Annotated in this window: 20 protein-coding genes and 2 tRNA genes; 11 read left to right on the forward strand and 11 right to left on the reverse strand. The window is 51.2% G+C overall.

The window, feature by feature from the left end; all coding sequences use genetic code 11:
• Window positions 1–112 precede the first annotated feature (112 nt).
• From serC to HNR75_RS08185, 3 genes are all read right to left on the reverse strand, one after another.
• Entirely contained in the window at window positions 113–1201 is a 1089-nt protein-coding gene (serC, locus tag HNR75_RS08175) for a 3-phosphoserine/phosphohydroxythreonine transaminase (protein WP_188026662.1), read from the reverse strand.
• Window positions 1202–1536: 335 nt separating this feature from the next.
• Window positions 1537–2283 carry a hypothetical protein gene (locus HNR75_RS08180; protein WP_188026492.1) on the reverse strand — a complete coding sequence of 249 codons (747 nt, stop codon included), beginning with the start codon at window positions 2281–2283 and terminating at the stop codon, window positions 1537–1539.
• Between the two features lie 799 nt (window positions 2284–3082).
• Complete coding sequence (locus HNR75_RS08185; protein WP_188026493.1) at window positions 3083–3955, reverse strand: hypothetical protein; 873 nt, start codon at window positions 3953–3955, stop codon at window positions 3083–3085.
• 128 nt (window positions 3956–4083) lie between these two features.
• Here HNR75_RS08185 and HNR75_RS08190 point away from each other — a divergent pair, with 128 nt between their 5' ends.
• The 8 genes from HNR75_RS08190 to HNR75_RS08225 are packed head-to-tail and all read left to right on the forward strand — an operon-like array spanning window position 4084 to window position 11647.
• Window positions 4084–5109 (forward strand): efflux RND transporter periplasmic adaptor subunit, encoded by a 1026-nt coding sequence (locus tag HNR75_RS08190; RefSeq protein ID WP_188026494.1) that lies wholly within the window; start codon window positions 4084–4086, stop codon window positions 5107–5109.
• Window positions 5106–6350 (forward strand): ABC transporter permease, encoded by a 1245-nt coding sequence (locus HNR75_RS08195; RefSeq protein WP_188026495.1) that lies wholly within the window; start codon window positions 5106–5108, stop codon window positions 6348–6350. Before HNR75_RS08190 ends, HNR75_RS08195 begins: the two co-directional genes overlap by 4 nt.
• Window positions 6347–7021, forward strand: a complete 675-nt coding sequence (locus HNR75_RS08200) for an ABC transporter ATP-binding protein (protein WP_188026496.1) — start codon at window positions 6347–6349, stop codon at window positions 7019–7021. The genes HNR75_RS08195 and HNR75_RS08200 overlap by 4 nt, the downstream gene beginning before the upstream one ends.
• Before the next feature lie 18 nt (window positions 7022–7039).
• Window positions 7040–8185, forward strand: a complete 1146-nt coding sequence (locus HNR75_RS08205) for an MlaE family ABC transporter permease (RefSeq protein ID WP_188026497.1) — start codon at window positions 7040–7042, stop codon at window positions 8183–8185.
• Window positions 8185–8976, forward strand: coding sequence for an ABC transporter ATP-binding protein (locus HNR75_RS08210; RefSeq protein WP_188026498.1), 792 nt, complete (start codon window positions 8185–8187; stop codon window positions 8974–8976). Before HNR75_RS08205 ends, HNR75_RS08210 begins: the two co-directional genes overlap by 1 nt.
• A gap of 1 nt (window position 8977) precedes the next feature.
• The gene (locus HNR75_RS08215) at window positions 8978–9916 is read left to right on the forward strand and encodes an MlaD family protein (protein ID WP_188026499.1); all 939 of its coding nucleotides are present in this window, start codon (window positions 8978–8980) and stop codon (window positions 9914–9916) included.
• Complete coding sequence (locus tag HNR75_RS08220; RefSeq protein ID WP_188026500.1) at window positions 9913–10551, forward strand: ABC-type transport auxiliary lipoprotein family protein; 639 nt, start codon at window positions 9913–9915, stop codon at window positions 10549–10551. The genes HNR75_RS08215 and HNR75_RS08220 overlap by 4 nt, the downstream gene beginning before the upstream one ends.
• Complete coding sequence (locus tag HNR75_RS08225; protein ID WP_188026501.1) at window positions 10544–11647, forward strand: AI-2E family transporter; 1104 nt, start codon at window positions 10544–10546, stop codon at window positions 11645–11647. The genes HNR75_RS08220 and HNR75_RS08225 overlap by 8 nt, the downstream gene beginning before the upstream one ends.
• Window positions 11648–11706: 59 nt before the next feature.
• On the opposite strand, the gene HNR75_RS08230 is transcribed toward HNR75_RS08225, so the two are convergent.
• Window positions 11707–11783: transfer RNA gene (locus HNR75_RS08230), tRNA-Met, on the reverse strand.
• 23 nt (window positions 11784–11806) lie between these two features.
• Window positions 11807–11883, reverse strand: a tRNA-Met gene (locus HNR75_RS08235).
• Between the two features lie 207 nt (window positions 11884–12090).
• Between HNR75_RS08235 and HNR75_RS08240 the strand changes: the two genes are divergently transcribed.
• A complete protein-coding gene (locus HNR75_RS08240) occupies window positions 12091–12495 on the forward strand; it encodes a DUF2750 domain-containing protein (RefSeq protein ID WP_188026502.1) in 405 nt (134 codons plus the stop codon).
• Between the two features lie 47 nt (window positions 12496–12542).
• Entirely contained in the window at window positions 12543–13052 is a 510-nt protein-coding gene (locus tag HNR75_RS08245; RefSeq protein WP_246358820.1) for a heme-degrading domain-containing protein, read from the forward strand.
• Between the two features lie 55 nt (window positions 13053–13107).
• Here the strand turns inward: HNR75_RS08245 and HNR75_RS08250 are convergent, their stop codons facing one another.
• From HNR75_RS08250 to HNR75_RS08270, 5 genes are all read right to left on the reverse strand, one after another.
• Complete coding sequence (locus tag HNR75_RS08250) at window positions 13108–15039, reverse strand: amylosucrase (protein WP_188026503.1); 1932 nt, start codon at window positions 15037–15039, stop codon at window positions 13108–13110.
• A gap of 20 nt (window positions 15040–15059) precedes the next feature.
• Window positions 15060–16187 (reverse strand): ABC transporter ATP-binding protein, encoded by a 1128-nt coding sequence (locus HNR75_RS08255; protein ID WP_188026504.1) that lies wholly within the window; start codon window positions 16185–16187, stop codon window positions 15060–15062.
• A gap of 82 nt (window positions 16188–16269) precedes the next feature.
• Entirely contained in the window at window positions 16270–17169 is a 900-nt protein-coding gene (locus HNR75_RS08260) for a carbohydrate ABC transporter permease (RefSeq protein WP_188026505.1), read from the reverse strand.
• A 2-nt stretch (window positions 17170–17171) separates the two neighbouring features.
• On the reverse strand, window positions 17172–18290 hold the full coding sequence (locus HNR75_RS08265) for a carbohydrate ABC transporter permease (protein ID WP_188026506.1): 1119 nt from the start codon (window positions 18288–18290) through the stop codon (window positions 17172–17174).
• Between the two features lie 63 nt (window positions 18291–18353).
• A complete protein-coding gene (locus tag HNR75_RS08270; protein ID WP_188026507.1) occupies window positions 18354–19619 on the reverse strand; it encodes an ABC transporter substrate-binding protein in 1266 nt (421 codons plus the stop codon).
• Between the two features lie 482 nt (window positions 19620–20101).
• Here HNR75_RS08270 and HNR75_RS08275 point away from each other — a divergent pair, with 482 nt between their 5' ends.
• Complete coding sequence (locus tag HNR75_RS08275) at window positions 20102–21010, forward strand: ROK family protein (RefSeq protein ID WP_188026508.1); 909 nt, start codon at window positions 20102–20104, stop codon at window positions 21008–21010.
• Window positions 21011–21049: 39 nt separating this feature from the next.
• Here the strand turns inward: HNR75_RS08275 and HNR75_RS08280 are convergent, their stop codons facing one another.
• Complete coding sequence (locus HNR75_RS08280; protein ID WP_188026509.1) at window positions 21050–22402, reverse strand: DNA recombination protein RmuC; 1353 nt, start codon at window positions 22400–22402, stop codon at window positions 21050–21052.
• Window positions 22403–22472: the final 70 nt, after the last annotated feature.

Here is a 22472-nt window from a genome sequence, read left to right on the forward strand (position 1 = left end):
CACCAGAAAAATAACGCCGGATAATCCGGCGTTATCCTCTTACATTTAATATTACACTGCAGCGCAGAGGAACGCTGCTTTAAATCACGTCAGGTTATGACTGATTCGCGGATCACGCATGTTTCTTGGCGAAATCATCCATGAAACTGACCAGCGCCTTAACACCTTCCAGCGGCATGGCGTTATAAATGCTCGCACGCATACCACCAGCAATACGGTGACCTTTCAGCGCCATCAGACCCGCCGCTTTTGATTCAGCCAGGAAAGCAGCATCCAGTTCAGGATTTGCCAGATGGAATGGTACGTTCATGCGTGAACGGAATTCAGGATCAATGTTGTTGCTGTAGAAGCTGCTGTTATCAATGTAGTTATACAGATAATCCGCTTTTTCCTGATTCAGCTTGTCCATTGCTTCCAGACCACCGATACGTTTCAGCCATTTGAACACCAGGCCTGCCAGATACCAGGCATAAGTTGGCGGCGTGTTGAACATGGAATCGTTTTCTGCAGTCAGTTTGTAATCCAGAATTGCAGGAACATCAGCACGAGCCTGGTTCAGCAAGTCATCACGTACGATGGCAATACACAGACCGGAAGGGCCGATGTTTTTCTGAGCGCCAGCATAGATGATGCCGAATTTGGACACATCCAGAGGACGGGACAGGATGGTAGAAGACAGGTCTGCCACCAGCGGAATATCACCGGTGTCCGGCAGATCGACCATTTCGATCCCTTCGATAGTTTCGTTCGGGCAGTAATGCACATAAGCGGCATCAGGACGGAACTGCAGATTTTTGTTTACAGTAGTACGACCCTGCGCATCTTTTGTGATGCAGTCTACGGCAACCATATCGCCATATTTTTTGGCTTCAGTCAGTGCAGCTTTAGACCAGACGCCGGAGACGATGTAGTCTGCTTTTTTGTTCTCGCCACCCAGCAGATTCATTGGCACTGCAGCAAACTGGCCACGGCCACCGCCATGCATGAACAGGACTTTGTAGTTATCCGGGATGTTCAGCAGGTCACGCAGATCCTGTTCCGCTTCAGCCGCCAGCGCCATGTATTCCTTGCCGCGGTGGGACAATTCCATTACAGAGACACCTAAGCCTGCGTAGTCAATGAACTCGCTTTGTGCCTGTTGCATTACTTCCACCGGCAACATAGCCGGGCCTGCGCAGAAATTGTACACTTTCTTCATAATGTCCTTATACCTCAGCGTCTTATAGCTAAATAACAAAACGGAACTGTCAGCTTTTTGCAATGTGTTGCGGAATTCCGGATAACGAAGGAAAAAGCCAGGCAGATTTGATCTGGATCTCATCATACAACATTGCGCGGGCTGGGACGGAGTGGTTTTTTTACTAAATATTCTGAGATCTGATCTCGTTGATTTTCGGGATATGGAATAACCGGAATACCTTTAATCTGATTTCATTTGGATTAACTTTCTCACTAATCCATGTATCCCCTGTTCATTGATGGACAGGGGATACTTTATGCCCGGAGATAAAACACCTCCGAATGGAGCTGTTTTTATTACCGTCTGCCGCCACCTCCTTTGGTGGACAACGGGATATCGATGTAGACTAGGCCACCTTCATCACCAAGAGCGGAGTCACCTTTGGCTATGATGTTCGGGGAGAAGTTCTCACCGACATTCACAAGCTGAGTGCCGCCAAGAGGACCGAACATGGTTGCCAGCGCTGTTGGGCACTGAGGTCCTTCTGTATCGTTACCATCCAGCACAAAGGTCAGGCGATACGTCCCTGTGGCAGCAGTCTTGGCGTTCCAGTTGTAGCCATATACAATGCTGCCACCTGAGGTAATTTCAACCGACCAAGGGCTAGTAGTCGAGTAAGTAGCAACGTTGACCATCGGTACATCCACGCCTGCGCCAACCCACCGACCAGTGGTCTTATCCCAAGTCGGCGTTCCGCTGATTTTCTGGATCACCAGACGTGCACACTGGGAATATACCAGCGCGTGGACCGGGATAGAGGTACCCTCGGAAGTTAACGCTTGTCTCACGCTAGTCGGGTCAACCAGAGCTTGTGTGCCTGGGTATGAACCGTCACCAGAGCCGAAGTCTGTGCCCTGCATCTCGTTACCGGACTGTTCAGTACCGGGCACCGCCCCGCTCATGCCTAGGGCTGCGAAGCAGCCAATGCTGGTATTGCCTCCCACCTCATTAGGTATGTTGCATTCCGTCGGAATACCGGTGGTAGGCCACTCGGTTACAACATAGGGGCTCAGAGGGCTACCTGTCTCTGGTACGCTCTGCAACAGGTTGAACTCGACTCGGATCTGCCGCGTGGCAAGCGACGGGGTGGATTCCAGCAGGTCACCAACATCGACCGCACTCACGACTAGTGGTGTGCCGGTGTTATTCCCAACGGTCAGCGCTTTCCAGAAGTTCTGTGTACGTTTTTGCAGCCACCAGACCCTGGTTGGCTCGTCAAATTGGAGCTCGCCAGTCTCCGATATTACGGTGATATGTCGTCCGTAGTAGCACAGGTAGTTAGGCGGTACCGGCTCACCAGCGGTCACGCCAGTTTCGCCAATACACTCACTTTGCGGAGTGGTGATCGGGGCGAATCGCCAGACACCGTCAGCTGGGAAGGGGCCGGTGTTGTCTGACAGGATCACCGGGAAAGATAGGTTGTTGGAGCCTGTTTCAGTGGTAGGTGGTTCACCTCCGCTTCCTCCACCGCCAGGGCCGCCCTTCGCTGCGTAGACGCCGGCACTCATGCCAATTAATAACGCTGCAACCACGATTTGCCGCAGCCTGTTTAATTTGAATGCGTTCATATTACGTTCCTTTTTATGAATGTAATCAAGGTTCAGGGAACGGATTACCCAGGCGCTTGAGTTCCGGCGCGTCTGGCGCAACTCCATAGAGACCGTGAAGGGCCTCTTTTTTAATTATAGATAAATCGATAAATTCGTGATAAGGGGTGTATTGTTTTGGACGTATAGTGTGAGGTGTGTAACGTAGCGCCTATTTCAAAAAATATATGATCCGCAATAAAAATCCGGAGCCAACTTAAAGCTGAGCCCCGGATTCGTTCGTTTTACAAAGAGTTTATTTACTATTGCCGCCGCTTCCGCCGCCGCCACTATTTCCACCACTTCCGCTATTTCCGCTGCTTCCACTACTGTTTCCACTTCCTGCGCTACTTCCGCTGCTTCCACTACTGTTTCCACTTCCTCCGCTACTTCCGCTTCCGCTGCTACTACCTCCCTGGCCCATTCCCATACCTTTACCCATGCCCTGACCGTTCATCATTGGCATGTCTGGCAAGGTTATGCCCTGAGCTTTAGCACGTTCAAGCATTTGTTCCCGGTGTTGCAGACGGATTTGCTGACGCTCTTCATCAGTTGCAGCATTCTGCATCTGAGTACGGAACTGCAGCCGTTCTTCCATCGTCATCATCTGACCACCAAAAACAACTTCGTCGCCAGGAGTTATAGCTGGCGGGTCAGTCAAGGTGACGCCTTGGGCCTTGGCGCGCTCAAGCATCCGTTCCCGGTGCTGAAGACGGATCTGCTGACGTTCTTCGTCAGTTGCAGCATTCTGCATCTGAGTACGGAACTGCATCTGTTCCTGATTCGTCATCATCCGACCACCAAAAACAGGTTGCTCACCAGGCGCAACCACAGGTGGTTCAGGTAAGGTGACGCCTTGAGCCTTGGCGCGCTCAAGCATTTGTTCGCGGTGCTGAAGACGGATCTGCTGACGTTCTTCTTCTGTTGTAGCCGTTTGCATTTGATTGCGGAAAGTTGCCCGTTCTTCCTCAGTCATCAGTTGGTAACCATAAATAGGTTCTTTGTCTGCAGTAGCGACAACCGGCGTTTCTGGCTTAGCCGGCGGTATGGGCTTGTCAGCGGCCACACTCAAAGCCGGCAGCAATAACAAGCCGAGCAATGCAGATTTTTTAAACAAACCAGATTGCATGTTAACCTCCAATGTTCATTGATAGCTGTTAAACCGCTATCAGGATTTATCTTAATAAGTATAGGTCACGATGACCGGAACGAGGCTATCTATACTTAACTTAAGGCGGAACAAATCAGGAGCGGGATGTGCTGACCTGGCGAAAGGCATTTCTCATTTTTCTGTTACTGACAGTGGCAGTTGCAGGAGCCATTTATTTTTATCTGCCGCTCAGTGTCAACGTGGCCTATCCTTCCCGCGGACAGGTAGTAGAGGCCGTTTACACCACCGGCACGATTGAACCTGACCCACCGATTCGTGTGGCAACAGAACGGGCGGCAAGGCTGACAGCCTTACTGGCCGATGAGGGAATGCAGGTGAAAACCGGTCAGGTGCTTGCCCGGTTTGATGATGCAGAGTTGCAGGCGACACTGCGGGAAATGCAGATCCGACAGCGTAACGCCGAGAATAATTTTTCCCGTGTGGGAAGGCTGTATCAGCGAAGCATGGTCAGTGCAGAACAGCTGGATCAGGCCCGTACAGAAGCAGAAGCGGCACGGGAAGTGACACGGCGAACGCTGGCACAAATAAAAGCGCTGACGCTTATCAGCCCGGTGGATGGTGAAATCATCAAACGTGATGGTGAAGTCGGTAATTATATACCCGCCAATCAGGTGGTTTTCTCCCTGAGAAAATCAGCTACGCAATTGCGTCTGACCGCCGAGGTGGATGAGGAAGATATTCCCAGGGTCAAACCGGCGCAACGCGTTCTGATCACTGCGGATGCATTTCCGGGAAAAGTATTTGAAGGCAGCATCCGGGAGATTACCCCTGAAGGTGATCCTGTCACCCGCAGTTACCGGGTGCGGATCAGTCTGTCTGACGATGTACCGTTTTTCATTGGCATGACAGCGGAAAGCAATATTCTTGTCTCACAACGGGATAACGCCTTGCTGGTGCCCAACTCCAGCGTCCTGGATAATGCTGTCTGGCTGGTCAAGGATGGCAAAGCGTTCCGCCAACCGGTCAAAACCGGGGTGAAAAACGCGGATAAAACAGAAATAACGGAGGGCTTAACCGGGAAAGAAGCGGTCATTGTTGATCCACCCGAAAAGCTGACCAACGGGCAATCCGTGCGTGAAGCCTGGTTACGTCAGTCGGACAAATCATCATGAATCTGGCCACATCCATTGCACTCAGCCATCTGATGTCGCGTCGCCGGCAAACCGTCGTTTCTGTGCTGGGCATTTCGCTGGGTGTTGCTTTTTTTCTGGCTATTTCAGGGTTGATGCGCGGCTCTGAAGAGGATTTTATACAGCGTCTGGTCGACAATTCGCCCCACATCACCGTTTACGATGAATATCGTCATCCCCGCTTGCAGCCGGTTGAAATTGTTTATCCCGATGCCGTTTACGAATTACATGGCATTCAGCCACGTACCGAGATCAAGGGAATACGGCAATACAAAGAAAAACTGGCCCGGATCGCCCTGCGACCTGATTTACAGATCGCACCTGTTTTACAAGGACAAGTGATCGCTTCCTATGCCGGCATGACACGGGGCGCAACGATTTCCGGAGTTGAACCGGAGCTGATGAAGAGTGTCAGTTCCCTGACAAAATATTTCATTCACGGCTCACTCGACAGTCTGTCGGTGAATCCGAATGGTGTCATTATTGGTGCCGGACTGGCCGAGAAATTCCAACTGCAGATGGGCGATAAACTGACCATTACCTCTTCCTCGGGCACGGTGCGTCTGATGAAAATTGTGGCCATCTTCCGTACCGGCACTGCCAATTATGATGATCGCCAGATCTATGCCCTCTTAAACCGGGTACAAAATCTGCTGGAACAGCCGAATATCGCCAACATGCTGATTATCCGGCTTTCTGATCCGGCGCTGGCACCCACTGTCGCGCATCAGATTGAGCAGGATCTGGGTTATAAAACGCAGTCCTGGCAAGAAGCCAGTGAAGATCTGATGAGCATGGTACTGATCCGGAATCTCATCATGTACAGCGTCGTCAGTGCGATCCTGCTGGTTGCGTCATTTGGTATTTATAACGTGATTTCGACAGTGGTACTGGAAAAGACCAAAGACATCGCCATTCTGAAATCGATCGGCTTTGATGCAAGTGATATTGAGCGTATTTTTCTAATTGAAGGCACACTGCTGGGTCTGTTCGGCAGCCTGCTTGGGACTACCCTTGGCTTGTCACTGATGTATGGCCTTAGCCGTATTTCTTTCAAAAGTCCGTTTTATACGGCGGAGGCTTATATGCCGGTTTACTGGGGTATGGATCAACTGCTGCTGGCAATCGCGTTTGCCATGTTGTCAGCCCTGTTTGCTGCCTGGTTACCTGCGCGAAAAGGCGGACGCGTCAGACCAGTCGATATTCTGCGGGGTGCCGAATGAACAGTATTTTGCGCACAGAAAAACTAACCCGGGTTTTGCCGGGTGAAGTGCCCGTGACGCTGGTACAAGATATCGATCTGACGATCGGAAACAGTGAATTTGTGGCGATCATGGGCCCGTCAGGCTCGGGAAAATCATCGTTGCTGTATCTGCTCGGTCTGCTTGATTCCCCTACTTCCGGAAAATTATGGCTGGAAGATGAGGAAACCAGCCTGTTCAATGATAGTCAGTTGGCACAGGTTCGTCTGCAGCGGATTGGTTTTGTCTTCCAGTTTCACTTTCTGCTGGCCGAGTTCTCGTCACTGGAAAATGTCATGCTGCCAATGCGCAAACTGGGGCTGCTTTCCGAATCACAGGCTAGGGAGAAAGCAGGCATGCTGCTGAATAGTTTAGATATGCAGGAACATAAACATAAGCTTCCCAGCCAGCTTTCCGGTGGCCAGCGGCAGCGGGTGGCGGTAGCCAGAGCACTTGCCAATGACCCGGTACTGATTCTGGCTGATGAACCCACCGGCGCCCTGGATACCAAATCCAGCGCCAATGTCCGCGACATCCTGCACGATCTTTCCCATCATCAGAAATGTGCCATTGTGGCGGTGACGCACGATCCAGAGTTTGCCCAGGCAGCTGACCGGCAAATTCATCTGATCGACGGGCATCTGGTGCCCTGAATCACGGAGGACAAAGTGATGACATCACAGATATCTCCCGGTTTGCTGTCGTTACAACAGGATTCCGCACCGCCGGTATTACGGATCAGCGGCGACTGGACGCTGCACCACTATGCCACCCTGAAACACCGGATCGCGGAGTTCAGCGAGCCGCTCCCGTCTGACACCCTCATTGACTGGGATGATACAGTCGTGCTGGACACCGCCGGGGCCGCGTTGCTGGCCGAATTACTGGGTACGGCGCGTATCGCCGGTCTGACAACACAAAACACCAATCTGCCGGCTGAACGACTGGCATTACTGCACACCATCGCCACGGCGCTCGCTGAATGCGAGAAAACAACACCCCAGCCCGGACATTCAACCCTCAGCGAAATACTGGCTCATATCGGCGAAGTCATGATCCGGTTATGGCAACAGCAAGTCGCATTAACCGGCTTTATCGGGCTGACGCTGGAAACCCTGGTCAAAAGTCTGTTCCGGCCTGCTCGCTGGCGGGTTACCGCATTGGTCGCCCATATCGAACAGACCGGACTGAACGCCGTGCCAATTATTGCTTTACTGACCTTTCTTGTCGGTGCAGTCGTCGCCTTTCTCGGCGCCACGGTCCTCTTTGATTTCGGCGCCAGTATCTATACCGTCGATCTGGTGGCCTTCGCCTTTCTGCGTGAATTTGGTGTCTTGCTGACCGCCATATTAATGGCAGGACGCACAGCCAGTGCGTTCACGGCGCAGATCGGTTCGATGAAAGCCAATGAAGAGATAGATGCCATCCGGGCGCTGGGGCTGAATCCCATTGAATTGCTCGTTCTGCCCCGCGTGCTGGCTATGCTGATTTCTTTGCCCATTCTGACGTTTATTGCCATGGGATGCGGCATCATCGGAGGGGCCGTAGTCTGTTCTCTGGAACTGAATATCTCCCCCCGGCTGTTTCTGACCATTATGCAGCGCGATATCAGTCTGACCCATTTTTGGGTTGGTATCAGTAAAGCGCCGCTGTTTGCGTTTATCGTGGCCGTCATTGGTTGTCTGGAGGGATTTAAAGTCAGCGGTAGCGCGCAGTCCGTCGGTGAACACACGATTTCCAGCGTGGTGCAGTCTATTTTCATGGTGATCCTGCTGGATGCACTCGCGGCCCTTTTCTTTATGGAGATGAGCTGGTGATGAGCACAACACAACCGCTGGTCAGTGTGCGCGGACTGATTAACCGCTTTGGCGATCAGGTCGTACATGAGAATCTGGATCTGGACATTCAGCGTGGCGAAATCACGGCGATCGTCGGTGGCTCCGGTACAGGGAAATCGGTGCTGCTGCGCAGTATTGTCGGGTTGCATCAGCCGAATGCCGGCGACATCCGGATTTTTGGCCGAAGCCTGACGACGTTATCCGCAGAAGAGCGTTCTGCTCAGGAGCAACGTTTCGGCATTCTGTTTCAGCGCGGCGCTCTGTTTACATCGCTCACTGTGCTGGAAAATACCGCGCTGCCCCTGATGGAGCATGCCGGCCTGCCCCGGTCCGATGCCGGTTATCTGGCGCGGATGAAATTAGCTCTGGTTGGATTACCTCCGAATGCTTGCGACAAGTACCCCGATGAACTATCCGGTGGCATGATTAAACGAGCCGCGTTAGCCCGTGCGCTGGCATTGGATCCGGAAATCCTCTTTCTGGATGAGCCCACCGCCGGGCTGGATCCTATCGCGGCAGCCGCATTTGATCAGCTGACGCTCACGTTGCGCGACGCATTGGGTCTGACGGTGTTTCTGGTGACTCATGATCTTGATACGCTCTACAGTATTTGTGATCGGGTAGCAGTATTAGCCAATAAGCAGGTGCTGGTAACAGATAATATTGAAACGGTCGCCAATACTGATAATCCATGGATTCGTGAATATTTTCATGGACCCCGCGGCCGGGCTGCGCGTAAAGCGGCAGAGAAACTGAAGGAGAAATCCTGAGATGGAAACACGTGCTCACCATGTGATCATCGGGTTGTTTGTCATCAGCGCATTTGCCGGCATAGTGCTGTTCTCCCTTTGGCTGGGAAAATCCAGTGCCGAGAGGGAGTTTGTTTACTACGACATTGTATTCAATGAAGAGGTCAGCGGCCTGACCCCGGGAAGTCCGGTGGAATACAGCGGCATTAAAGTCGGTGATGTCGACACACTGCAACTGGCGCCGGACGATCCACGGAAAGTCATCGCCCGCGTCCGCTTATCCGCCAGTACCCCTGTAAAAAAGGATACGCATGCCCGGCTGGCACTGGCGAATATTTCCGGCAGCGCCTTGATCCGTCTGTTTGGCGGTTCGCCGGGAAGCCCGTCGCTACAAGCCAGTGAGGAGTTCATTCCCGTTATTATTGCCGATCCCTCACCCATCAGCCGTTTTCTGGCCAATGGCGAAAGTCTGATGGCAGACCTGAATAGTCTGGTCACGAATGCCAACCGGTTACTTTCCGAGGATAACATCAAAAATCTGAGCAAAATGCTCAACAATGCGGAACAGGTGACCGGCATCGTTGCCACACAGAAAACCGAACTCTCCGATACGCTCCACCAGCTCAATCTATTGAGCAAACAGGCCAACACGGCCATGCAGGATATTTCCGCGCTGGCCGCTAACGCCAACGGATTACTGACCTCTCACGGGCGTCAGGCGCTGGACAACGCCGCCCGCTCCATGACAACACTGGAGCAGACGACCCGTCGAATCGATCAGTTACTGGCGAAAAACAAGGTGCCTCTCGAAAATGGACTGCAGAGTCTGAACGACCTGGGCCCGGCGTTGCAGGAACTGCGTATCGCGCTCGCCACGCTTAATCGTCTGAGCCGCCGCATTGAGGAAGATCCGTCCGGTTTTCTGCTCGATCGGGAAAAGAATAAGGAGTTTCAGCCATGAGCATCCCTCTGCGCAGTCTGCTATTTCCATGCCTTATCCTGCTGCTCAGTGCCTGCTCTCTCTTGCCTGAAAGCAGCCCCGTCAGCATCTATACACTGCCAGCGAGCCCGGCAGACAAAAATACAGACCAAAATACAGCCACACTGGACTGGTCTGTGCGGGTAATGACACCTTATGCCAATCAGACATTAGACAGTACCCGCATTGCCGTCATCCCCGAAGCCAACCAGATCAGTCATTATAAAGATGCCCGCTGGAGTGATCGCGCGCCGGTTTTACTGCGGGAACGGCTCATTGATGCCTTGCGTAGTGATGGCCGGATTAAAACCATTACCGGCGATACCAGCCTGCTGGCTGCCGATACCGAATTATCCGGCGAACTGTACGCCTTCCAGAGCGAATATCACGATGGTCGCCCTGAAATCCATATCCGGCTTGATGCACAATTGATACAGCAAAATACACGGAAGGTGCTGGCCAGCCATCGCTTTGAGGTACGTTTGGCAAGCCCGGAGACGGATATAAAATCCATTGTCCGATCATTCGGCTCTGCCTGTGACAAGCTGACACAGGAAATGACGGCGTGGACAATCCATATTCTGCAAAATCAACCTCGTGGTGATAACCATGATTGATCAGGTCACAGCACGTTTTATCCGCCGGATCATTATCAGCCTGTTGCTGGGCGGACTGGTTCTGCTTGGTTATATCGTCGTACAGCCATTTATCGTGCCTGTGGCCTGGGCAATGATCATTGCCTATGCGAGCTGGCCATTGCATGTGCTGGTCCGGCGGTATGTAAAACAGCGGACGACACTGAGCGCTTTGCTCACGACCTTGCTGCTGGCAACTGCTTTCATATTGCCTACGTTATGGATCATCTCTCTGCTGCGTACTGAAATCGGTTTTGCCTATACCCACTTCAGCGCACAAGTTGCGATGGGGCCGCCCAAACTCCCCGACTATATGCGTAACCTGCCGTGGCTGGGCGAGTGGCTGAATAATCTGATATTGCAAAGTAATGATAACCCTCAGGCCTTTCAGGATAAAATTACTCTCTGGCTGCAGGAGAGCTCGAATCAGCTGATTTCTGTTTTAGGCGATGTCGGACGCAATGCAGCCAAAATAGGTTTTTCGCTGATCACCCTGTTCTTCATGCTACGCGACGGTGATCGGCTGTTCCGGCAGGTTCACAAGGTATTATTCCGTTTTCTGGGTGCCCGCATTGATAACTACCTGACTGCCGTCGGCAATATGACCACCGCCGTGGTCTGGGGGTTGATTGTGACTGCACTGGCACAAGGCTTTGTTGCCGGATTAGGCTATTGGTGGGTGGGGCTGTCTGCGCCGATGCTGCTGGGGACGATTACTGCGTTAGTCGCCCTGATTCCGTTTGGTGCGCCATTTGCGTGGGGAAGTATTTCGCTGTTTCTGCTGGTCAACGAACAATATTTCAACGGCGTGATCCTGCTCCTATGGGGCGCGCTGGCAGTCAGTTCCGTCGATAATCTGGTCCGGCCAATCGTCATCAGCACGGCGACCCGGATCCCTTTCCTGCTGGTGATGTTTGGTGTACTGGGCGGATTAGCGGCATTTGGTCTGATCGGATTATTCCTGGGGCCGGTGATTCTTGCGATATTGATGGCAATCTGGCAGGAATGGCTGGAAGAGTCAGAACTGGAGTCACAAACTGAAAATGATACCGCCTCACAGGATGATCAATCTCCGTGAGCAGCATTTGTGACAGACAAAAATAAAAAAGGCCACTTTGTTAAGTGGCCTTTCTGATTTGGTTGCGGGAGCAGGATTTGAACCTACGACCTTCGGGTTATGAGCCCGACGAGCTACCGAGCTGCTCCATCCCGCGTCAATACATTACTTTTTCGAATCTGGTTGCGGGGGCAGGATTTGAACCTACGACCTTCGGGTTATGAGCCCGACGAGCTACCAAGCTGCTCCACCCCGCGTCAAAGTGGGCCGAATCATAGTCATAACCTGTTATACATGCAAGCTTTTTTTCTTCATCATGGTTCTATCGGCGACAAAATGAACTATAACCAATCAAACAGCGATGACTCACTGCCCTACAGTCAAGGAACTCATTTCGGCTTGGACAAGTCGCAGAACAGATGGGATCATGACTTCCTACTTTCATCCCCGAGATAAGGCACATTATGAGCTACGAACTGACTGAACTGGAACGCAATGCCGCACTGAGATTAAATGCTGATTATCGTTATGACCACTTTGTCAGCAAAGTCGCGCGCAGTGGCGAATTATGGGCACTGAAAGATGAGAACGGACTGCTATTCTTAAATTCAGACAGTGATGAAAATTGTCTGCCAGTGTGGCCGCATCCTGATTATGCAAAACTGTGGGCCGTTGGCGATTTAGAACGTTATCAGCCACAAGCAATCACGCTGAAGATCTGGCTGGAACGCTGGATTGACGGACTGACACAAGACGGTATTGATGTCGCGGTGTTCCCTGTGCAGGGGGAAGAAAATATGGTGGAAACCCCGTCTGCGCTGGCTGAATCACTGACTAAAAAGCTGGAACAGTACGCGCAGGAAGTCTGATCCGAGATAAGACTGGCCATGCATAACCCCCGATAAGAGGAGTTAATATGATGAACCTGCTGGAAATAAACGATGCGCTGACAGAAATTCGTCAGCAGGAAGAATCTCTGCAATGGCCGGTATTTAATGAAGCGCTGGCCTGGGAACTCGGTTGCACCTTACAACGGGCGGCGGAACTGAATCAGGCCGCAGTGCATATTGAAATCGAAGCATTCGGCCGGACCCTGTTTGTCTGTGCGATGCCCGGTAGCGCCCCCAGTAATGCCGACTGGGCACGCCGTAAACGGAACGTCACCCAGCTGTTACAACGCAGCTCGCTCGCCATCGGTTTGGGTCTGAAACGTGATGAAACCGATCTGCAGCTGAAGATGGGCCTGCCTGACCGTGACTATGCCGCTGCCGGTGGCAGCTTCCCGTTACGGATTGCCGGTTCAGGTTGTATCGGTTCAATTACGGTTTCCGGTATGCCGGAATTTGATGACCATGCCATGATCGTGAATGTACTGGAAACCTGGCAGGAGAACGGCTGGGAAAAACCGACACTGGTGATGGAATAACAGCAGATAAAAAAAGACCGCCCCGGGGGGCGGTCAGGATTACACAGGGGGTGAATCATTTCTGTTTCAGCCACAGGAACTGGAATGGTTCCAGTGTCACGACGCCGTTTTCCAGTGCCACATCCTGCTGCTGATACTGGTCGTAAACATAGTGACCAAAACCAGTCTGCTCCAGAATCGCCTGTGACACCGTTTGCGGTTGTGCAGACATATTCATCAGCACCAGTGTCTTGTGCCAGTCACGGGTACGCAGGAATGAGAACACATGCTGATTCTCGTTTTTAACCAGCTGATAATCGTTTTCGTTATAGAATTCAGGAATCGATTTACGCAGCGCAATCATGCGTTTTAATGCGCTGAAGACCCGGTGTTCAATCGTCCCTTCTTCATTACGTTTTGCGGCTTTCTTCCAGTCAATGACCGGGCGGTTCAGCCAGCGGTTATCATCGAATTTCGTTGGATCATTCAGGAAGGAATAATCATTGGTACAGGCAATTTCATCACCGTAATACACCAGTGGAATACCGCCGAACGACATGATGCCGCTATGCATCAGCAAAATTTTGCGTACCGCCATTTCGGTCAGCTTCGCATCACCTGCTTCCAGCCCTTTTTCCAGCCCCAGTAACGTCGCTGTTGCACCGGTAATACGGGCATCTTTGGTTTTCGGGTTATACATGAAGCGCTGGCCTTTGGCCGGGCTGCCCTCAAACTCACCCACATAGTAGGAGATCATGAATTGCTTATGATCGAACGGGTTGTAGCCGGCAGCCAGAATGTCCTGATCGGCATAACCTAACCCGATATCATCATGACAACGGATGTAGTTGATCCAGGTTGTGCCTTTCGGCAGCCGTGGAATATTCTGTAAGCCATGCTCCAGAATCCGCTTGTTCTGTGTCGCCATCGCATCCCACAGATACACCATGTACGACGCGTTATAGGCAATCTCGCATTCATCGACGACGCCACCGCCAAGGTATTTGACGATCTCAACCGGCTGCACGATCGCTTCGGCCTTGAAGACCGCACCCGGTGCAGCGATTTTGCTACAGGCCTTAAACAGCTGCAGCAGGATATGCGCCTCTTCCAGATTCTGGCTCTGTGTGCCCAGTTTCTTCCACATGAAAGCCACGGCATCCAGGCGCAGAATATCCACCCCCTGATTCGCCAGATTGAGCAGGATCTTGATCATCTCAATAAAGACTTTCGGGTTGGTGTAATTCAGATCCCACTGGTAGGTATTGAAAACCGTGAACACCCACTTATTGATCGATGGCAGAAAGGTGAAGTTGCCCGGCGCATTTTCCGGGAAGATTTCCGGCAGGGTCTGCTCAAACGCATCTGGCATCGAGCGATCATCATACATGTAATACATGTCCTGATACTCTTTCTCGCCTTTCAGTGCTTTTTGCGCCCACTCATGCTCGTTCGAGGTATGGTTCAGCACCAGATCCAGTTCCAACAGCATATTTTTCGCACGGAACGTTTTCGCGATCTTGCGGATATCCGCCATTGAACCAAAACGCTTTTCCACCGCCCGGTAGTCACTGACGGCATAACCGCCATCATTGGCTTCCTGCGGCATTTTTAACAGTGGCATCAGGTGTACGTAGTTGACACCCAGCTCTTCCAGATAGTCGATCTTCTGCATAAAGCCTTTCAGGTTTTTGCTGAAGCGATCGACATACAACATGGTGCCGACCCAGTTCGGGCTCATGAACCAGCCTTTGTCTTCCTCACGCTGGCGATCCAGTTCGCGCAGTTCAGGATCACGCGCCAGATACATTTCTGCCAGCGCCAGCACCAGTTCGGCAACGCGGTTGGAAAAATCCTCCCGCTCACCATACAGGCGGGTAAATTTGGCGAACACCTCGCCAAACTGCGCTCCCAGACGAACCATAAATTCCGATAAATCCTTACCGGGATGTTTTTTACTCAGAAGGCTTACTACATCATGCAGTAATTTATCTTTATTCACTGGCATTGATTACCTCTCTCTGAAACTTATGCCGCAGACAAAATTTTCGCCACGACAGGCGCTTTCTGTTGCTGTAACAGGCTGGTCGCAGTATTGGTGTCAAACAGATGCACATGCTCCAGATTGAAGCTGGCAGTAATAGTTTTTCCACGTGGGATAATGTGGCTGCCATCAGTCACAACCACGACCTGATCTTCCCCGGCGTATTGGGTATACGCGAACGTCGTACCACCCAGCGCTTCCACCACATCCACTTTCAGCGAAATATTCACATCCCCGGAGGTATCCACCTCAAGATGCTCAGGACGGATCCCCATCAGCAGCACATCACCCACAGAAACCGGACGATCCAGGGTCATGGAGAACTGCTCACCGCCGGTCAGTTCCAGCGAGACTTTATTGCCATCCATCTGCAGCACTTTGGCATTCAGGAAGTTCATCCGCGGTGAGCCGATGAAACCGGCAACAAACTGATTCACCGGGTTGTGATACAGCTCCAGCGGCGCACCCACCTGCTCTACCCGACCATCACGCAATACCACGATCTTGTCGGCCATAGTCATCGCTTCCACCTGATCGTGCGTAACATAGATCATGGTGTTACCCAGTTGCTCATGCAGCTTGGAAATTTCCACGCGCATCTGCACACGCAGTTCGGCATCAAGGTTGGACAGCGGTTCGTCGAACAGGAACACTTTCGGGTTACGCACGATGGTACGGCCAATCGCCACACGCTGACGCTGACCACCGGAAAGCTGTTTCGGCAGACGATCCAGCAAATGTTCCAGTTTCAGAACACGGGCCGCTTCGGCCACGCGTTGTTCGATCTCTTCTTTAGGTTTCTTGGCCAGACGCAGACCAAAGCTCATGTTTTCTTTGACCGTCATATGCGGATAAAGCGCATAGGACTGGAACACCATCGCGATGCCACGATCAGACGGAGATACGTCATTAACAGTCAGACCATCGATGATCACTTCCCCATCAGAGATGGTTTCCAGACCGGCAATCATACGCAGCAGCGTCGATTTACCACAGCCGGACGGTCCGACAAACACCACAAATTCGCCATGTTTGATATCCAGATCCACACCGTGGATAGTCTGAACATCACCGAAACGTTTAATGACTTTATTCAGTTTTAAATCAGCCATTCTGGTAATCCTTCTTTAAATTCTTTGCTAATCAACTCGTAACTAACCGGTTATTGGTGAATGATTTGCGCTTGGCGTCTTATCAACCTTTCACACCGGCACTTGCCATACTTCTGACGAATTTTTTCTGGAACAGCAGGAACACAATCAGTACCGGGATAGTCACCATGCTGGCATAAGCCATGATTTCACCCCACTCGGTAGTCGTACCGAAGAACTGCTGGATACCTGGTTGCAGCGGGCGCGCCGCTTCGCCCTGCACCACCATGATTGGCCACAGATACTGGTTCCACATGTTCAGGAATTGCAGGATGGCAACGGTGGCGAACACCGGACCGGACATCGGCACAATCACCTTCCAGTAGATCTGCCATGGGGTAGCACCATCAATCGCCGCCGCTTCATCAAAGTCTTTCGGAATATCACGGAAGAACTGATAGAACAGGAAGATCGAGAACGCATTGGCCACCATCGGCAGGATCTGCACATGCAGCGTATTCAGCCATGAGGTTTCCAGAATGAACTGACCGTTCTCCCAGCCGATCCATGGCAGATGAGCAACCAACATCAGCAGCGGAACAGAGATCGCTTCAAACGGAATAATCAGCAGTGCAATGATCGCAGCCAGCACCAGCCCTTGCCCTTTCCAGCGCAGGCGTGACAGAGAGAAAGCGGCCAGACTGTTGACCAGCAAACCGAGCAGCACTGTTGAACCAGTAATGAACATGGAGTTCACAAACATGGTTTCGATAGCACTCTTCTCAAACACCGAGATGTAGTTGTGCAGAGAGATCTCGCCCACCGGCAACAAAGCTCGGATAGAGAACAAATCAGTGAAGATCTGCTGTTCTGGTTTAAATGACGACATGATCATGAAAACCAGCGGGAACAGGAAGATATACGCCAGCAACAACAGGGCTGCATACGTCAGCAGACGTTTATAGATAAAGCGAGGATCAACCATATTAGATGAGGAAACCATGATTATCTCTCCCGCTTGTCGAAGTAGTATTTCTGACCCAGCGCAATCGCCAGAATCACCAGGAAGTACACCACACTGATGGTGGCGCCGTAGCCGATATCCTGCTCACGGAAGCCTTTACGCACCGCGTGATACATAACCGTAGTCGTTGAATCAGCCGGACCACCGGATGTCATGACATCCACCTGAGTAAACAGACCAAATGCGGCAATCGTGGTGGACATGATGACGAAGATCGTCGTATTACGCAGACCCGGTAAGGTCACATTGACAAACTTCTGCCAGCTGTTGGCACCATCCAGAGAAGCTGCTTCATAGAGGTCTTCCGGAATATTCTGCAAGCCAGCCAGGAAGATCAGCATCTGATAACCTGCACCTTGCCAGGCAGACATGATGACGATAGCGGGCATTGACCATGCCGGATCGCCCAGCCAGTTGATCTTGTCGATCAGACCGAATGAGGCTTTGTTGAGGAACTCGTTCACCAAACCGATATCTTTGTGATAGAGGAACGTCCAGACAATGGACACAACGACCATCGACGTTACAACCGGCGCGAAATAAGCCGTCCGGAAGAAATTGGTCCCCTTAAGCCCCAGGTTGACCAGCAATGCCAGTAACAATGCCGCACCACACTGCAGCGGTATCACCAGAAAGGCGAATTTGATGGTATTGATGAAAGATTTAATAAACAGCGGATCTTTCGCTACAAAAACCACCCGTGAATCACTGAACGTGAGCGTAGAGAGTTCGCTGTAACCTTTATACGATGGATCTTTACGCAACACCGTACGCAGACGCTCGAACTGAGGTTCCCCTTTTACGTCAAGAACGAGATTATTCTGTTCATCACGTTGTGCGTCCTGCGTTAACCAGCTCACCGCCAGCAGGCGATCATAGTTGCGCAGCCCGATGCCTTCGGTCGGATTTGGCGACAACAAACGCTGATCGGTGAATGACAAAACAATTGCCATTACAAATGGAATAAAAATAAACAGGATCAATCCCAGAAATGCAGGACTGCCCATGAGCCAGCCGTAAAACCGCTGACGCCGCATCAGGCTGTCTTTCTCTGGTTTCCGCACCGGCGGAGCGGGAATGAAATCTGAATCGGTCATCATTTACGTCCTATCTGAACATCAGGAAGGGCCCGCATTGCGCGGGCCGTCTTGCAGAATTGCTGATTATTTCTTGAAGCCGTAACCGTTGTTGTCTTCAATGTTACGCTCAATCGCTTCTACCGCTTTATCCAGCGCATCCTGAACATCGCCGCCATCCAGAATGTCATTCATCGATTTTTCGAAGCTGCTGGTAATTACCGGATAGGCTGGTGTTTCCGGACGCATCTTGGCGAATTTCTTGGAGAATTCGTAGAACACGCGCCATTTACCACCGGTCTTGTAATTTTCAGTCAGCGCGGCAGCCGCTTCCGTATTCGGGATCAGGCTGGTCGCATTAGACATCGCAGCAATTTCTTCCGGTTGCAGCAGGAAGCTCAGCCATTTGGCCGCGCCGGCTTTGTCCGGACAAGCCTTGCTGATACCCCAGTGCCATGAACCGCCACCAATCACCGGACCATTGCCGAAATCAGGTACCGGCATGATGGCCAGATCATCACCATATGCGGCCGTCATATCACCTACCGCCCAGGAGCCGTTGTAGTGGATAGCCACTTTGCCTTGCAGGAAGCCTTTATCGTCGGTTGGTTTACGATCGATGTATTTGTTTTTAACCAGTGATTGCATCCAGTTACCAAATGCCACCGCTTTCTCACCATTCAGCACGCCTTCAGATTCGACATAATTGTCGCGGTTGATCTGATCGCCACCGAAGCTCTGCAGGAACGGCGCAAAGCCATAGGAATACCACTCACCGCTCCAGCTGGTGTTCACATCGAACGGATAACGGAACTCACCGGACTGTTTCAGTTTTTCCAGGATCTGGTTGAACTCTTCCAGAGTGTAAGGTTTATCCAGGGTTGCGATACGGATACCGTGTTTTTCCAGAACGCTCTTACGGCTGAACAGAGTCAGTGATACGTCATACTGACCAACGGAATAGACTTTACCTTTATAAGTACCTTTACCAACGTTGTTCAGCTGTTGCAGCTGATCCGCAGGCAGCAAGCCATCCAGCTCGACCAGGTTGCCGGCCCAGGCAAAGTTAGGCACAACCGGTTGGTCCATATCCAGTGCGCAAGGCAATTTACCCGCCAGCGCCGCCGCGTTGATGGTTTCGGTATAGGCCCCTTCCGGGATCATTTCCATCACCACTTTGTAATCATTCTGACTCTTATTGAAACGTTCCACTGCAGCCTTGGAAGCGGCGATCTCTTTCTCGTTGGTATCGTGACGCCATACTTTAATTTCAACTGGTGCTGCCATTGCTTGTGCAGAAGCTGCTGCAATCAATGTAGCCAGAACAGAGAAGCTTACCGTTTTCATGTTCATTTGATCATCCTTTGTTGATTTCCGCTTACCTGGCAGTGGAACACTGCATTTTTACGGCTGAAAAAGCCTGCACCCTTAATGAAACAGAGGGAAACAAGTTAAAAAACACCGCTTTGTTTCAATGGCGCTAACTATGCCGCTAAAACGTTTTAGCGTGTGTGATCTATGCTGTGAATTTGTAACAAACGCAACAATGTAACTGTTACATCAATGAAACATGAGCTGCATCACAAAAGCTCAAAACACCCCTGCTTTACTTCTGTTCCTGCTTTGGTTTGATGGCACATCACATTGCAGTTACAGAAAGAAGTATGGTTCAACTTTTCAGCTCTGCACGCGCAGGAACCTCTTCAGAGGGTGAGTCAGAACGGATTTGTTATACAGACTGAACAGAGTGCGCAGCGGATCACAAACACACCGCCCGCACTTAGTGGACTATTATTAATAGTAGGAAAATCAATAACGCGCCGGAGTGCATTACCATGAAATATCTGGTTATAGATGTAGGTGGCTCAGCCATTAAATATGCATTAATGGATAAACAAGCCACGATACTGGAAAGTGGTCAGGTAACGACGCCATCCGATAGCTTTGATACTTTCCTGGCCGAAATTGCCGGGTTATATCAGCACTATTCGGAACGAATAGCAGGCATTGCGTTTAGTTTGCCCGGCGTCATCGACAGTGAACAAGGCAGAAGTGTCACCGGAGGGTCACTGACTTACAACAACAACCGGGATTTCGTTGCCGATATACAGGCTATCTGTCCTGTGCCTGTAACCATCGAAAACGATGCCAAATGTGCCGTCCTTGCCGAAGCCTGGAAAGGTAGCCTTACGAACTGCAAAAATGGTGTGGTGGTCGTGCTGGGAACCGGCGTCGGCGGGGGTATATTCCTGAACGGTCAGCTTTATAAAGGCTCTCATTTCGCAGCCGGAGAACTAAGCTTTTTACTCACCGATAGTTGGCATTGCAAAGGCGATCCTTACCACTACTGGGGGCATGACGGCGGCGTCCGGGGTTTATGCCGTGCGGTAGAACACATCAAGCGTTTACCCCCCAAGAGTATTAATGGGCATCAGGTATTTGAATGGGCGAATGAAGGCGATACTGAGGTTTGCGAGGCGCTGGATGCATACACCTATCGTCTCGCTATCCAGTTCTTCAATCTGCAATCGCTGTTTGACCCTGATGTGATTGCCGTTGGTGGCGGGATCAGCGCACAGCCGCTGTTATTCCAGTATATCGAACAGAATATGAACTATCTGGAAGAACATCTGCCGATGCATCTGACCATCCCGAAAGTCGTTCGCTGTCATTTTATGAATGATGCCAATCTGGTGGGCGCACTGCAGCATCATCTGCAAATGACAGAAACTCCAGTTCCTTGATACAAACAAGCCCTCTTCACTGAAGAGGGCTTTGTTCTTCTAACTCAGATCCCCGACTTCCAGCTGCGCCAGTTCCGTTAATTCCTCGGGTAATTCTTTTTGTACCGAAACCCCCAGATCCTTGAACTCAGCGGCCTGTTTGATCAGGTTGCCCTTGCCGGAATAAAGCTGGGAAAACGCTTTTTCATAACTACCTTTGGCCTTATCCAGCTGTTTTCCCACATCCTGCATACTGAGCAGAAAATTGTTCAGTTTGCTGTAGAAACGCTCAGCCCGGTTAGCCAGTTCCGCAGTATGTTTATTCTGATCTTCGAACCGCCACAATTGCCGCACAATGTTCAGACTGGTCAGTAACGTCGTCGGAGTTGCGACCAGCACATTGCGTTCGATAGCCCGTTGGTAAAGCGTATTATCGTATTTCAGTGCTTCGACATACGCCGATTCGATCGGAATAAACATGATCACCACTTCCGGCGAATTCAGCCCCGGCAATTTATAATAATCGCGATCAGCCAGCTCATTGATCCGGGCCGCCACCGCCTGCGCATGTTCTGTCAGCGCCTGCCGGGACTCAAGCTCGTTTTCCGCATTCACATAGCGGGTATAAGCAGCCAGTGAGGTTTTCGCATCGATGATCAGATGCTTGTTCTGCGGCAGATAGACAATCACGTCGGGCCGCTGACGCCCTTCGGCTGTCGTGAAACTGACTTCCCGCTCATAGTCCTCTCCGAGGCGCAGACCAGAATTATCCAGCACATTTTCCAGCATCAGCTCACCCCAGTTACCCTGCATTTTCTTTTGTCCCTGCAGGGCATTGGTGAGCCTGTCCGCCTGGTCGGTAATCTGCCGGTTGAGGTTCTGCAGATTGATTAACTCGGCACGCAGTTCACTGCGCTGTTTCAGTTCTTCAACATGGATACTTTCCACTTTCTGCCGGAATCCCTGCATTTCGGTCTGTACAGGTTTCAGCAGGTGATAAATACTTTCCTGATTCAGTTCTTTAAAGGCCTTGCCTTTACGTTCCAGAATTTCATTCGCCAGATTTTCGAATTCTTTTTTGAGCGCTTCCCGGCTATCAGAAAGTAACTGTAGTTGTTCATTAAAATGCAGCTGTTTTTCATCCAGTGATGTACTGAGCGCCGCATGCTGACGCAGCAGTTCCGTATGTTTACGCTGGATCTGATTAAATTCATCTTCCTGCTTGTTCCGCAACCGGTCATATTCATCCAGCCGGTCCAGCAGCAGTTCCCGTTCGGTTTCCAGTTTTCCCAGCTGGATATGTTGCCGGGTAACGATTTGCTGTGATCGGACATAAGCGATAAACCAGCCGGCCACGCAGGCCAGCAACACGGTCAAAATCAGGACCGGGAGCCCGAAAACCATATCTGCCATAATTCTTCCTGTCTTTCTAACTGAATGCGGAATGCATTATTAAAAAAAGAGCGTGATAAATCACGCTCTT

This window comes from Tolumonas osonensis (assembly GCF_014202415.1).
Taxonomy (GTDB): Bacteria; Pseudomonadota; Gammaproteobacteria; order Enterobacterales; family Aeromonadaceae; genus Tolumonas; species Tolumonas osonensis.

Bases quoted from the DNA above. Each gene is read 5' to 3' on its own strand.
- HNR75_RS08185 (WP_188026493.1), bottom strand. From the start codon at position 3,955: ATGCAATCTGGTTTGTTTAAAAAATCTGCATTGCTCGGCTTGTTATTG.
- HNR75_RS08195 (WP_188026495.1), top strand. From the start codon at position 5,106: ATGAATCTGGCCACATCCATTGCACTCAGCCATCTGATGTCGCGTCGC.
- HNR75_RS08200 (WP_188026496.1), top strand. From the start codon at position 6,347: ATGAACAGTATTTTGCGCACAGAAAAACTAACCCGGGTTTTGCCGGGT.
- HNR75_RS08205 (WP_188026497.1), top strand. From the start codon at position 7,040: ATGACATCACAGATATCTCCCGGTTTGCTGTCGTTACAACAGGATTCC.
- HNR75_RS08210 (WP_188026498.1), top strand. From the start codon at position 8,185: ATGAGCACAACACAACCGCTGGTCAGTGTGCGCGGACTGATTAACCGC.
- HNR75_RS08215 (WP_188026499.1), top strand. From the start codon at position 8,978: ATGGAAACACGTGCTCACCATGTGATCATCGGGTTGTTTGTCATCAGC.
- HNR75_RS08220 (WP_188026500.1), top strand. From the start codon at position 9,913: ATGAGCATCCCTCTGCGCAGTCTGCTATTTCCATGCCTTATCCTGCTG.
- HNR75_RS08225 (WP_188026501.1), top strand. From the start codon at position 10,544: ATGATTGATCAGGTCACAGCACGTTTTATCCGCCGGATCATTATCAGC.
- HNR75_RS08240 (WP_188026502.1), top strand. From the start codon at position 12,091: ATGAGCTACGAACTGACTGAACTGGAACGCAATGCCGCACTGAGATTA.
- HNR75_RS08245 (WP_246358820.1), top strand. From the start codon at position 12,543: ATGATGAACCTGCTGGAAATAAACGATGCGCTGACAGAAATTCGTCAG.
- HNR75_RS08250 (WP_188026503.1), bottom strand. From the start codon at position 15,039: ATGCCAGTGAATAAAGATAAATTACTGCATGATGTAGTAAGCCTTCTG.
- HNR75_RS08255 (WP_188026504.1), bottom strand. From the start codon at position 16,187: ATGGCTGATTTAAAACTGAATAAAGTCATTAAACGTTTCGGTGATGTT.
- HNR75_RS08260 (WP_188026505.1), bottom strand. From the start codon at position 17,169: ATGGTTTCCTCATCTAATATGGTTGATCCTCGCTTTATCTATAAACGT.
- HNR75_RS08265 (WP_188026506.1), bottom strand. From the start codon at position 18,290: ATGATGACCGATTCAGATTTCATTCCCGCTCCGCCGGTGCGGAAACCA.
- HNR75_RS08270 (WP_188026507.1), bottom strand. From the start codon at position 19,619: ATGAACATGAAAACGGTAAGCTTCTCTGTTCTGGCTACATTGATTGCA.
- HNR75_RS08275 (WP_188026508.1), top strand. From the start codon at position 20,102: ATGAAATATCTGGTTATAGATGTAGGTGGCTCAGCCATTAAATATGCA.
- HNR75_RS08280 (WP_188026509.1), bottom strand. From the start codon at position 22,402: ATGGCAGATATGGTTTTCGGGCTCCCGGTCCTGATTTTGACCGTGTTG.